Here is a 12,635-nt window from a genome sequence, read left to right as displayed (position 1 = left end):
TATAAAGGGCTGATTATTCAGCCCTTTATTATTTTTATATGACACCTACACCCATTTTTTTAGAAAAACCATTCAATAGTAAAAATTTCCATTACTTTTTTGACGAGACTAATAACATTAGATCACTCAATATCTCAGAAGCAAAACAAAAGTTGAATGATAATGAGTTTCCTTTTGTCTTAGGTGGAATTTATCTAAGTAAAAATCCTGATGAAAAAAAATTAAAAAAGAAACTATTTGATAGATTTAAAAATAATAATCTAACTATAGATGGCTCAGAACTAAAATTTTCAGAATTTCAAAATAAAGGCAATGGACAAAGTATTGATAAATTTAAAAAGCTTTTATCAAGTAAAAAGCTAAATCAATTTTTCCACTGGCTTAAAAAAGAAAATATTAATATTCATTACAACACAGTAGATGTTAGCTATTTTTATTTTATTGACTTTATAGATGACCAAATTCTAGTATCATTAGCAAACAAGAAATTTTCCCCTCATCTACTTAATAGAGACTATCAAACTTATATTTATTTTTCAGAAATAAAATCAGAACTTTATAATTTTTTCATTGAAAATAAAGAAGAAATTACCAAAGAATTGCATCATCTAAAATTTCCAAAAATTGATAACTCAAATATTCATGATATAAAATCAATTTTTTTAGATAGGATTAAGCATAACTCTAAATTAACTCATAAAGATGATATATCTTACATAATTGAAAAAAATGATTTATTTTTCTTAAAAGAAGATGAAAAAAATCTTCTAGTTAAAGATTTTTCAGTTTTTTATCTTACTAAGATCCATAAGTTTAAATCTTCAAAAATCACGCTCGATAATGAGTTTAATATTGATGAAGTAATTAAAAAATATATTAATGATGAAAAATATCGAAGTGATGCAATCGATATATATCGGGCAAATGTAAATTTTACTGACTCAGAAGAATCATTCTTCGTTCAATGTGCAGATATTATTATTGGCTTCATTAGAGAAATATACAAAATATCCTATATACAAGCATCAATATTATCAGATAAAAAAAGTTCCTTTTCTGTTAAGGAAAATGAAATTGCATCTGAATTCACTGAATTTGTTAAAAACCTTAATCTAAGTGATTTTCAAAAAGACACTTTAAGAGTTTTTATCTATATACATAATAGATCTTTAAAAGATTTTAATGGAAATCAAGAAACTTTGATGCCTCTCAATGCACGGCTTTTCTTTGACAATTTTTTAAAATTTAATTTTTAGTCCCCTCATCCCCTGCCTTCTCCCAAAGGGAGAAGGCGCGTCATTTGATTTAATGCCTATATGAATTTTGCAATGGAGTTACCTCTCCTTTCAGGAGAGGGTTAGGGAGAGGCCTGCTTTAATGCAGAATATTTCTGCCATAAATCCTCTAACACTGTATCCGTCCGATCCAACACATCATGATTCCAATACCGTATAACAGTTAAACCCAAAGCCTCTAAAAACTTTGTTCGTGCAGCATCATATTCAATGGCATCATCCGTTCCATGCTGACTGCCATCCAACTCAATCACCAAACCAATTTCATGGCAGTAAAAATCCACAATATAAGGTTTGATCACATGCTGACGACGGAATTTAAGATTCATAAATCGCTTTCCGCGAAGTATTTGCCACATGAGTTGTTCTGCATCGGTGGCAGTGTGGCGCATAGATTTGGCGAACTCTAATAGTTGTGGGTCTATTTTCATTTTTATTTCCCTCTCCCTAGCCCTCTCCCATAGGGAGAGGGAACTTTCATTGTGATTCTAATTTTTATGAACAATATTTAATAATAATTATGTATTTGATGTTTTGCCCTAAACTAATAAATAATGGATTTCCCCTCTCCTTCTAGGAGATGAGCAGCACTGCTGCGTAAAGGAGAGGTGCTTTTATAAAACCCCATTCCCCAACAATACTTCCAACCCTTTTACCCTCTCCATATATTTCAGTCGTTCTTTTTCCCACTTCACTTGTTCTTTCAGCACTGAAACATCGCCATCAATCACCTTATACACATCTTTTACCTGCATATTTTTCGGTTTCGCCTTTTCACTCCAATGAAAGCTATCCGTGATGTCATCTATTTGATTGGCGAGGCGTTGGCTTTGTGCCTCTAAAGCCATTTTATAAAACTTTAAATGTTCATCTGTTAAAGCTTTAGGGCTTTTGCCTTTATTGGTTTCAAGCTGTAATTGCAGCTTTAATAAATAAAATAAATCCTGTGCTTCATGGGCTTGGTTCACCACTTGCAGCAACTCGGTTTTTTCCGCTTTTTTAGCTTCATCAGGTTCACGGTCTGGGTGAATCATGGCAGTGATTTTTAAATACACGGTTTTCAGTGATTGGTTCACTAACTTTTCAGCTTGCTCGCGCTTTTGCGCTAAGCGTCTGCGCTGATGCTCTTCTTTCTCACGTTGATATTGTTCGCTGTCCCACGCTTCATAAGACTCATGTTGTTCTGCAGCGTCCAGTTCTATATCAACATGACTATTTGTGTTTAGCTGTTCTGCTTGTGCTGACTTGCCCTTTTTATTTGGCTTTTGATTATGTGCATGGTGCTGCTGATAAAAGGCATCTACCTCTGCGACTTTTTCAAGTTCTGCTGTATTTAAATAGTTGGATTTTTTCAGCTGCTTTGCCAATTTGGTTAGTTTGGCATCGAGCTGTGCTAAATCTGCTTTGGCGAAGTCTTCTTGCTGTAGATGTTGCCAAAGCTGAGTTAGTTGACGGTAGTACACCGCATGCAAATCACGATAGATCGGTACAAGTTTTAACTGAATATAACTCTGAATCTCACTTTTGGCATTTTGCCAAAGCGCTAAGTCTTGTTTTTTCTGTTCAATTTGCTCAATCAGTTTATTCAGCTTTTTATGCTGCGAGGATAAAGCTTCAACATTCGGGAGTAAACTGACTTTTAACTCAAAAGACATAAGCAAATTTAACGCAAAAAGAAAATTATAGCCGATCTAAGTACTAAACTTATGAGCACCTTATATGACTCAACAATGGATTTTGGTCCATTAACGCTCAAACCGTTGTAAATATTGACTCAACTCTTCCCGAACAACCACCTCATGCCCTGCATGACTTCGACTTTGTTCCAAGAGATGCTCTGAGTCGATCACTGCCACGCGATGACCATCTGCAATTAAACGATCTACGCCTTCAAAGAGCATTCGAACACCAACATTGTGTATCAAAGAAATATTGGTCAGGTCTAAAACGATATGGTTATTCGCAACAGGTTCATTCTCTAAGATCCGCAGCAACATTTCCGACTCAGTAAATTGCAGCACACCACGCAGCTCATACACCACCACCGAATGATCAAGGCCGCAGGTATAGCGACTTTGGACGATCGTTTGCGCTGAAGGTGTTCCCTCCATCACATGTAGCCCCATGTCCTTAGACAGTCGTTCAAATATTTCGACGCCTCGAACACTATTCCCATGTGTATCCAGTTTCGGACTAAAGACCGCCAGCCCAACCTGCCCCGGTAAAGCTCCCATGATGCCACCGGCCACACCGCTTTTGGCAGGAATACCGACCGTTGTCAGCCAATCACCCGCAGCATCATACATGCCGCAAGTCATCATCACACTCAACACTTGGCGCACCACCGAACGTGACAGCAACCGTTTACCTGTGGCTGCTTGCACACCACCATTGGCAAGTACACTGGCCATTTTTGCCAAATCTTTAACCGTCACTAATATTGCACACTGACGAATATATCCATTCACCACATCTTCAGGGTCTTCTTCAAGCACACCGACTGTGCGCAGCATGTAACCGATCGACAAATTTCGAAAAGCCGTCTTCACTTCAGACTGGTAAACCGCTTCATCAAAACTCAGCTCACGCCCCGCCAGTTCACTTAAAAATTCACGGAGTTTTTCAGCTCGAGTGCTGTGCTCGTCATGCGGTAATAGTGAATGTGTGGTGATTGCCCCCGAATTGATCATCGGGTTTTTCGGGGTATTGCTTTGTGGATCGAGCGCGATTTGATTAAACGCCTCTCCCGATGGCTCGACACCCACCTTTTGTAAAACGCTATCCAAGCCAAGATGACGAATCGCTAAGGCATAAGCAAAGGGTTTAGACATCGACTGAATGGTGAACTCGACTTCGTCATCACCCGTGGAATAAATCGTGCCATCTACGGTAGACAATGCTAAAGCCAGTCTATTTGGATTGGCGTTAGCTAACTCAGGAATATAATCTGCCAAAGCTCCGTGCTGATTGGCATCGCAGGCATTGAGGACATGCTGTAAATAATCTGGAACAGGCGTTTTCATAAGGTCTATTTTTTGTTGTGCGCTTTTTTATTTATAACAAATTGAGCTGCCTCTGTATAAGTCCTTATGGTGAAGTCGTGTTCTGAGCTAAAACCTGTATGTGCTGTATATTCAAATGGTGCATCATTTCTCGAATAAAAACGAAATAACTGAGTTGAATGATTGCCTGTTCACCAAATAGATTTTGATAATATTCGGTATGTTCAATCATTTCATTAAAGCCATGTTCAAAGCTTTGTCGGTCAATGCGGGGCGCATGTTCAAAAAAGGTCTGCACCAATATATGCAGCATCGCATCATTCGACTGAGCATAGCGCTGTGTCTGATAATCGAGCTGTAATCGTTCTAAAATTTCTTCAATTTCATAGATCAAATATTCAATTGCCAAAGCATCGAAGCGCTGATGTCGAACACATTTTTGCACCAAAGCGACTAAGCCATGATCAAAATGAATATTCTGTTGCTCGGTCTGAAAGTGGAGCTGCGCTAATCCGAGCTGAAATTGTAATTGCTGCATAACTATCATTTAAATTATTTAATCTTCTGCCAAGTTTAACTCACGAAAGCTGCGTACTTGGTTACGACCTTGTTGCTTTGCCATGTACAGCGCTTGATCGGCCATACGCGTGACCACAGCAGACGGTGTCCCCTCAATCGCAGTTGCTACACCGAAACTTGCACTAATCTTCAACATTTGATGGTTGGCTATCATAGTTTCAGCTTCAGAAATGGCCAATCGACAGCGTTCAGCGACCTCTATCGCCTGCTCTAAACTCTGATTTTTTAAAATTAAAATAAATTCTTCACCGCCATAACGTCCAACCACATCTTGTACACGAGTATTGTCATTTAAAATTTGAGCAACACGTTGTAAAACGGCATCTCCTGCATCATGTCCATATTGGTCATTGATCAGTTTAAAATGGTCGAGATCAAGCAAAACCACTGCAAATTCAGGCCGTGTCTGTTTGCTGAGTGTATCAAGTTCATGACTAACATAACGTCGGTTAAACACATTGGTCAGCCCATCGACACGGCTGAGGACTTCCATTTTTTGTTCACGGTGTCGCCACTGTAAAAGCAAAATCTGAAAAAATACTGCACTGACGATCAATATAGGTAAATACAACTCCGCCATACTCATCAGCCAAAAGGCATTGTCGTAAAACTCACTCTGTTTTAAAGCTGGGCTGAAAATCGGTGCATATTCTAGATGGTCAATCGAAGTTTGATAGCAAATGTAGCCAATAAACAGTGTGATCGGAAATGTAATACTGAGCATAATTGCAGGACGATAAAAAACCAAACCGACCATCAGCAGATTGACCGTCCCCGCCATGGTGGCAGGACTATAGATCCCGATCATATAGCCACCATAGATCATGCCGAACCCAAACAGGACGGGCGCAAAATAGCTAAAAAACAGTCTAAAATTTAAATATTTTTTGAAATAAAGACTGAGTACTGCCAATACGCCATAACTGAGTAGGACTATACAAGCGACGATGATCCTGAACTTGAGTTCACTCGGATTAAACCAAATCCGATTGGTCGAATAATAAAAATTCATGATGCACCACTTCAACACGCTAACTTGACTCAGCATGCCAAAGATGAGAAGTAAACGCCCTTTATCATAGTCAGACCAATTGATGATGAGATAGTCGGATTCAAATAAAAGATGCTTCAACTTACGCCATTGTACGCCCCAGTTCGTACAGACAGCATTGCCCCAGTTTTTCCCCATTAATCTACTTTTTTATTTTATTATTTCGCTAGTTATACAAGGTTTTAACTTCAAAAAGAATGCCTATTTTCACAGTTATAACTGCAACATTTGAAGCCTTTAAATTTCACTTGCACCACTATTCAAATTACTTTTCCGCTATTTTTTAGCTCAATTGGTCATTTTTATATTTTAAATAGCATGGTTTATTATTCTAAACGCTCGGTGAATAAGATCCCGTTCAGATGATCGACCTCATGTTGCACGATCCGTGCGGGAAAGCCATTCAGAGTTTTCTCTTTGACTTCACCTTGAAGGGTCAAATATCGCACGTGAATTTGCTCGGCTCTCGGGACTTGTCCTCGTGCATTCGGCACACTTAAGCAGCCTTCTTCACCCAAAACCGTGGTCGTAGATCGAGATGTAATCACTGGATTGACCATCACGATCGCCTCCATTTCAGGCGCATCGGGATAGCGTAAATTTGCACGTGAAGCCACGATAATCACCCGCTTTAAAACATAAATTTGCGGCGCGGCAATGCCTACGCCTTGACGCTCAAGCATAGTGGCATGCAGTGTTTCACTTAGTGCAGTTAACCATGCAGAACCTATTTCAGATGCTTGTACCTCTGCGGCAGTGAGCGTCAAAATCGCTTCACCACGCTGTGCAACAGCAGCAACATTACTCATGTTTTTATCCTTTTTAAGTCTAGCGGGCTGAAATCACTTTAAAAAAAACAACCATGCAATATGCATTATTATCGGTTCTGAGTATAAAACAACAGCGTGCTATGGCTTTGAATCTTTTGTGGTTTATATAGAGCACAAAGTAAAATAGTAGATCATACTACCCTATACCATTGATATTTATCATTTATACATCAAGGTACGCCATTATCTATTACCAATCATTCTTTAAGTTAATGCGACTTTATCTATATTATTTTGTTCTTAATTAATAATATTTTCATAACTATAAGTTTTTAATAAGGCAAAAAAGTTTGATTATTCAATAAAAAATTGAATCACTAAAATCGTCAAATGCTATTTGCTGCTGGAAAATATTTGCATGGAAGCTCAGCCACGCCTGACTCGTCAAGATAAACGCACCCTCGGACTGTCATCCCTCGGTGGCGCACTTGAGTTTTATGACTTTGTCATTTATGTGTTTTACGCCAAAATTATTTCGGAACTGTTTTTCCCCACTGGCCTCAGTCCATTTTGGGCGATGTTGAATACCTACGGTATTTTTGCAGCAGGATATTTTTTCCGCCCATTGGGTGGTGTCGTAATGGCGCATTTTGGCGATTTGATTGGTCGTAAGCGTTTATTTAGTTTGTCTATTTTACTCATGGCTCTGCCTACACTGATGATTGGTGTGATGCCGACTTTTGAAAGTATTGGTTATGCAGCACCACTTTTGCTCCTACTGATGCGTGTGATTCAAGGCATCGCGATTGGTGGTGAAATCCCTGCTGCATGGACTTTTGTTTCAGAGCATGTGCCTGAGCAAAAAATTGGTATCGCCAACGGCCTACTCACTGCTGGCTTATCTTTGGGTATCTTATTGGGCGCACTGATGTCTTTGTTTATTTCATTACAATTTACAGAGTCAGAAATCCATGATTGGGCATGGCGGATTCCATTTATTTTAGGCGGGATCTTTGGTTTTATTGCGCTCTATCTCCGCAGTTATTTAAAAGAAACGCCAGTATTTAAAGCCATGCAAGAAAAGAAACAATTGGCTAAAGAACTTCCAGTGAAACAAGTACTGCAACAGCACAAAACAGGCGTTGTGATTGGTATGCTGTTTACATGGTTCTTAACCGGCTGTGTTGTTGTGCTGATTTTAGCGATGCCAAATCTACTCACGGGCGCCTTTGGTTTTGAACGGGCCGATGCCTTTAAAATGCAAAGTGCCGCTATTGTGATGCAAATGGTCGGTTGTATCTTGGCAGGTCTTTTGGCAGATCGCTTCGGTGCGGGTAAAGTGATACTATTCGGTTCCCTCCTTGTTGCGATAATTGCGGGCGTGTTCTATAACAGCTTGGGCCATGTGGCAGCATCGACCGTGTTTGCGCTCTATATGCTGCTCGGTTTGGCATCAGGCACTGTTGGTATGGTGTCTTATAGTATGGTGAAAATGTTCCCTGCACAGATTCGTTTCTCGGGCATTTCATTTTCATACAATTTGGCCTATGCCATCGCGGGTGGTATCACCTTGCCATTTGTTCAATGGTTGAGTTTATACAGCAACATTGGCGCCATGTATTATATATGGAGCGTCTGTTTGGTGACCTTCTTTACTGCGATGCTCTATCGTCAACGTTTTGAAAAAACTTCGCACTAAAAATAAAAAAGCGGTCAATGACCGCTTTTTTTAACTTGCTTTCAAATCAATTCAGGCTTTTAAATTTTTACGCAATTCATCTTCTACAATTTCAATCTCAAGCTGACTAAAACGACGAATTTCACCTTCTGCATGTTTTTCAAGTAATCCACCAATCAGTGGAACTTTGACTTTCACCGTCCAGTCCAAATTGAAACTCACTTGTGTTGCATCACCACTGACACTTCGTTTACAACTGGCTTCGAGCGGTAGGTTCGGATCTAGTTTGACGTCAGAGGTTAATGCCGCCAAATTACTAATATCCGTACGTTTCAGACGAAACGCATCTTTTAAAAACTTCTTGGCAATATCTGGAATATTTACATCCAATTTATAGGCACGTTTTAAGGTATACATATCACCTGTTTTTTTTGATTCTAAAATTTCTAGATTTTCACCCGGTATGCGTTTGCACACCGCTTCATGCAAGCTGATATCTGCGGCTAGTCGTTTAAAATCTTCAAGTGAAACGCCATGAATTGTGGCATTGACGGTAAATTGATGTGCCATTCTCGTAATCCTTCAGGTCAATATTGGTTTTATTGTTTTATTTCGCCCAGTCTACAGTTGCTAAAACTGTGCTTTGGATTAAATCGGAAAGCGCTGTGGCTGTCATTGACCTGAAACCAAGCTAGAAAAACAGAATTGCCATACTGCAACTCAGAGGGACTCTGCCTTAAAGGCTTTTTTGAAATATTTGCCCATGCTGATTTTTCAACTCGAACTGAAATTCCCAGCCCGCATCAATTTTTAAATACACCCCTGCATAGGACAACTTTGCGTACCAATGACCAAAGTCGAGGCTAAAAATATCAAAACTGGCTTGTTCAGGAAGCTGTTGCATTGGTTTTGCATGTATTAAAGCGCTAGGTTCAAAAGACTTGCAGTGCGAGCCATAATGATGAAACAGTTCAAAACATAGCTGATTAAAAATTTCAAATGTTGAATCTTTGGGATCAAGTTGTGTCATTGCTTTAATAGCTTCCCATATCTTTTCATTTCTTCTTGCGCTTATTTTTATATTTCTATAACAAATCTTTGTGGTACTGCTTTTATAAATCTCAGTTTAATTTAAGTTGTTAATTTAACAGCATGCTATGCACTACACCATCCCGATCACGGTGTACCAATTTGATCGGTTGTGAATAATCGATCAAGATGCTTTGGTGTTTATAACTGATTTGGATGCCGTATTCATCTGCGCCATCATCCAAACCGCTGATGCTACATTGCGTCCCTTGTGGAAATGCCTTGAGCCATTCAGCGTTATACACATCTGCTATTTGCTCAAACTGAAAAAAGCTCGCCTTTTGCTGCAGTAGAACCGTAGCTTGTCGGTCAAAACGCAGTTGCTGCTCAAGTTGAAAGTCGATAATCATGACTCTGCACGCTCTTTACTTATTCATCGGGATCGGATCATCGGCTATTAAAATCAAGCTTCGCAGACACCCAATTTTGCTTATAAATTCACAGAGGATTTTATGACATGTCTTAGACTCAAATGAACACAGCCACATTTCTTAAGGCATAAAAAAGGCACTTCTCATCGGGGTGAAGCCCGATTATGAAATGCCCTTTATGGTTACAAAGTAAATATATTTTTATAAATTGTCAAATTGGGAATGAAAAAAACATCTGTGAGCTAAATGGATAAAGCTTTCATCGCCTGTTGCTGCTGTTTATTTTTGACTTGTGTCCATTGCCACCAACCAAATGCCGCCAAGCCCACAAAACCAGCATACAACGCCGCAGTGAGATACAGGTCTTTGTATATAAACATACCCACATAGATAATATCGACAAATACCCAAAGCACCCAAGTAGCAATATGTTTCCGGCTGGTCCAATACGTTGCGAGTAAGCTAAACGCGGCCAATTGTGCATCCAAAATCGGTACGGCTGCATCGGTAAAATAGTGCAAACTTAAACCAAAAATCAAACCGCCCACCGCTGCTAAGAGCATTTGAAAGATCACGAGTTTGGTCGCAATCGGTTCAATACGGATGTCATGATCTTGTTGTTTGCCCTTCAACCAGTGATAAAAACCGTAGAAGTTCACCACCACAAAGAAAAACTGCAAAATGGTTTCGCCATAAAGTTTGTAGGTATAAAACAAGTAGGCATACAGCAAAAAAGCTGCAAAGTTAAACCACCAACACCACATATTTCGCTTAATGGTTAAACTCACCCCGATTAAGCTAATAATAACTGCAAATATTTCTAAGTTCGACATGGTTGATTGGGCCTTAAAAAAGCTGCAGCTATTATGGAAAAAATCAGCCCAAAGGCAAGCTATATCCCACACTATTTCATATCAACTCTGTAAATTTTAAATCAAACCACTCATCCACCAGACGATGATTTTGATGTTTTGAAAGCATCAGTTTTGACAGTTTTCTAACAATCGTTTAAAAACTTAGCTATGCATAAAGAATAATCAGAAGGAATCATCCAAATGTCAAAACAACAAGGTCGTGTAAGTCGAGAAATTCGTGGTCATCTTTATTTGATCGGTTTGGACCGTGCAGATAAACGAAATGCGTTTGACAGTCATTTAATTCATGACCTTTCACTGGCGCTCACTGAATATGAAGATGATCCAAATTTACGCTGTGCGGTGATTTTTGCTCATGGCGAGCATTTTACTGCGGGTCTAGATCTGGTCGAACTACAACCCAAACTTGGCAGTGGACTATTTAATTTTCCTGATCAGCAAATTAATCCGTGGGGAACCAACTCACGACAACGAAAAAAACCAGTTGTGGTCGCGGTACAAGGGTTCTGTTTTACAGCGGGTATTGAACTCATGCTGAATGCCGATGTCGTGATCGCACAGCGTCAGACAGAGTTCGCTCAAATGGAAGTGCAACGTGGCATTCTTCCTTTTGGTGGTGCAACAGTTCGCTTTGTGCAAGCAGCGGGTTGGAATAAAGCCATGCGCTATTTACTCACAGGTGAACGTTTCAATGCGCAAACGGCATATGACATGAACTTGGTGACTGAAATCACCGACCAAGCGCCCTTATCTCGTGCAATAGAACTTGCAGAACAAATTGCACAGGCTGCACCACTGGCGGTTCAGGCAACACTCGCAGCTGCACAGCAAGGGGTGCATTTGGGAGCCGATGCTGCCTTTGCTCAATTAGATCAGCACTTACAGCCATTACTAAAAACACAAGATGTACAAGAAGGTGTGATGGCCATGCTACAACGTCGCCCAGCCAATTTTCAGGGCAAGTAAGCCTTTATTTAAACTGAGTAAACCCTTTCCGTCCTGCCCATCCAGAGAAAAATTATGCCAACGGATTTAGAACCAGCAGCGCAAGAAATACATAGTACACCCGTGAGTTTCCCTGCAACCGATGGTTATACGCTTTCTGGCGTTGAATATCGGCCTAATACTGCCGCTAAGGCCAATATTATTATTTCAAGTGCGACAGGTGTACCTCAACAATTTTACCGTCGTTTTGCCGAGTATGCCGCAGGACTCGGTTATCAAGTACTGACTTTTGATTATCGTGGTATAGGACGTTCTGCACCGTCAAAACTTAAAGGCTTTAAGATGTCCTACCTCGACTGGGGACGTTATGACCTTTCTGGTGCCATAGCTTATATGCAACAACACGGTCAGGAAACTTTTCTAGTGGGACACTCCTATGGCGGTCAAGCATTAGGCCTCACCTCAAATCACGATCAGATACGTGCCATGTATTGTTTTGGCACTGGCGCAGGTTGGCATGGCTATATGCCCTTTAAAGAAAAAATGAAGGTTCATGTTATGTGGAATATCGTTTTTCCGCCGATGGTTGCCATCAAAGGGTATTTGCCTTGGAGCAAACTCAATATGGGCGCTGACCTTCCTGTCGATGTCTATAAACAATGGCGCCGTTGGTGTAAAAACCCAACCTATTTCTTTGCCGACCCTGAGCTGAGTGAGCTATCTCAACAATATGCTGCAGTTCAAACGCCGATCTATGCGGTCGCTGCACTCGATGATGATTGGGCATTACCCAATTCACGACATGCTTTTATGCAACATTATGCGCAAGCGCCAATGCACTATATCAATATTGAAGCGCAAGATTATGGCCTAAAACAGATTGGTCATATGGGATATTTCCGCAAAGGTGCTGAACTCTTATGGCAGGAAGTGATTGGAAGGTTTGATGAACTATTAGTCGCCTAGACCAATTTACTTCA

The 12,635-nt window shown here is 40.0% G+C and carries 14 protein-coding genes; 4 read left to right on the top strand and 10 right to left on the bottom strand.

Annotated elements, in window-relative coordinates; translation table 11 throughout:
• Window positions 1–38: 38 nt before the first annotated feature.
• Window positions 39–1,256 (top strand): DUF3800 domain-containing protein, encoded by a 1,218-nt coding sequence (locus tag FTV50_RS01035; protein WP_180023203.1) that lies wholly within the window; start codon window positions 39–41, stop codon window positions 1,254–1,256.
• A gap of 101 nt (window positions 1,257–1,357) precedes the next feature.
• On the opposite strand, the gene FTV50_RS01030 is transcribed toward FTV50_RS01035, so the two are convergent.
• The 6 genes from FTV50_RS01030 to def form a co-directional block, all read right to left on the bottom strand.
• Window positions 1,358–1,726, bottom strand: a complete 369-nt coding sequence (locus FTV50_RS01030; protein ID WP_180023202.1) for an endonuclease domain-containing protein — start codon at window positions 1,724–1,726, stop codon at window positions 1,358–1,360.
• 183 nt (window positions 1,727–1,909) lie between these two features.
• Window positions 1,910–2,950 carry a molecular chaperone DnaJ gene (locus tag FTV50_RS01025; RefSeq protein WP_180023201.1) on the bottom strand — a complete coding sequence of 347 codons (1,041 nt, stop codon included), beginning with the start codon at window positions 2,948–2,950 and terminating at the stop codon, window positions 1,910–1,912.
• Window positions 2,951–3,040: 90 nt separating this feature from the next.
• Window positions 3,041–4,318: a glutaminase gene (locus FTV50_RS01020; protein WP_180023200.1), complete on the bottom strand. Its 1,278-nt coding sequence runs from the start codon at window positions 4,316–4,318 to the stop codon at window positions 3,041–3,043.
• Between the two features lie 64 nt (window positions 4,319–4,382).
• Window positions 4,383–4,835 carry a hypothetical protein gene (locus FTV50_RS01015; protein WP_180023199.1) on the bottom strand — a complete coding sequence of 151 codons (453 nt, stop codon included), beginning with the start codon at window positions 4,833–4,835 and terminating at the stop codon, window positions 4,383–4,385.
• 18 nt (window positions 4,836–4,853) lie between these two features.
• Window positions 4,854–6,065 (bottom strand): GGDEF domain-containing protein, encoded by a 1,212-nt coding sequence (locus FTV50_RS01010; protein ID WP_180023198.1) that lies wholly within the window; start codon window positions 6,063–6,065, stop codon window positions 4,854–4,856.
• Between the two features lie 188 nt (window positions 6,066–6,253).
• Window positions 6,254–6,736 (bottom strand): peptide deformylase, encoded by a 483-nt coding sequence (def, locus tag FTV50_RS01005; protein WP_180023197.1) that lies wholly within the window; start codon window positions 6,734–6,736, stop codon window positions 6,254–6,256.
• 379 nt (window positions 6,737–7,115) lie between these two features.
• On the opposite strand from def, the gene FTV50_RS01000 reads away from it, so the two are divergent.
• The gene (locus FTV50_RS01000; RefSeq protein WP_180023196.1) at window positions 7,116–8,396 is read left to right on the top strand and encodes an MFS transporter; all 1,281 of its coding nucleotides are present in this window, start codon (window positions 7,116–7,118) and stop codon (window positions 8,394–8,396) included.
• 51 nt (window positions 8,397–8,447) lie between these two features.
• On the opposite strand, the gene FTV50_RS00995 is transcribed toward FTV50_RS01000, so the two are convergent.
• From FTV50_RS00995 to pnuC, 4 genes are all read right to left on the bottom strand, one after another.
• On the bottom strand, window positions 8,448–8,945 hold the full coding sequence (locus tag FTV50_RS00995) for a DUF2505 family protein (RefSeq protein WP_180023195.1): 498 nt from the start codon (window positions 8,943–8,945) through the stop codon (window positions 8,448–8,450).
• A gap of 166 nt (window positions 8,946–9,111) precedes the next feature.
• Window positions 9,112–9,405, bottom strand: coding sequence for a hypothetical protein (locus tag FTV50_RS00990; RefSeq protein WP_180023194.1), 294 nt, complete (start codon window positions 9,403–9,405; stop codon window positions 9,112–9,114).
• A gap of 109 nt (window positions 9,406–9,514) precedes the next feature.
• Window positions 9,515–9,814, bottom strand: a complete 300-nt coding sequence (locus tag FTV50_RS00985) for a hypothetical protein (protein ID WP_180023193.1) — start codon at window positions 9,812–9,814, stop codon at window positions 9,515–9,517.
• A 263-nt stretch (window positions 9,815–10,077) separates the two neighbouring features.
• A complete protein-coding gene (gene pnuC / locus FTV50_RS00980) occupies window positions 10,078–10,668 on the bottom strand; it encodes a nicotinamide riboside transporter PnuC (RefSeq protein ID WP_078192228.1) in 591 nt (196 codons plus the stop codon).
• A 222-nt stretch (window positions 10,669–10,890) separates the two neighbouring features.
• Here pnuC and FTV50_RS00975 point away from each other — a divergent pair, with 222 nt between their 5' ends.
• Together FTV50_RS00975 and FTV50_RS00970 are read left to right on the top strand one after the other, a co-directional pair.
• On the top strand, window positions 10,891–11,676 hold the full coding sequence (locus tag FTV50_RS00975) for a crotonase/enoyl-CoA hydratase family protein (protein ID WP_180023192.1): 786 nt from the start codon (window positions 10,891–10,893) through the stop codon (window positions 11,674–11,676).
• A gap of 54 nt (window positions 11,677–11,730) precedes the next feature.
• Window positions 11,731–12,621, top strand: coding sequence for an alpha/beta fold hydrolase (locus tag FTV50_RS00970; protein ID WP_180023191.1), 891 nt, complete (start codon window positions 11,731–11,733; stop codon window positions 12,619–12,621).
• Window positions 12,622–12,635: the final 14 nt, after the last annotated feature.

This window comes from Acinetobacter sp. YH1901134, from assembly GCF_013416965.1.
GTDB classification, from domain to species: Bacteria; Pseudomonadota; Gammaproteobacteria; order Pseudomonadales; family Moraxellaceae; genus Acinetobacter; species Acinetobacter amyesii.
The sequence above is the reverse complement of the archived record's forward strand: the minus strand, read 5'-3'. Positions and strand labels throughout refer to the sequence as shown.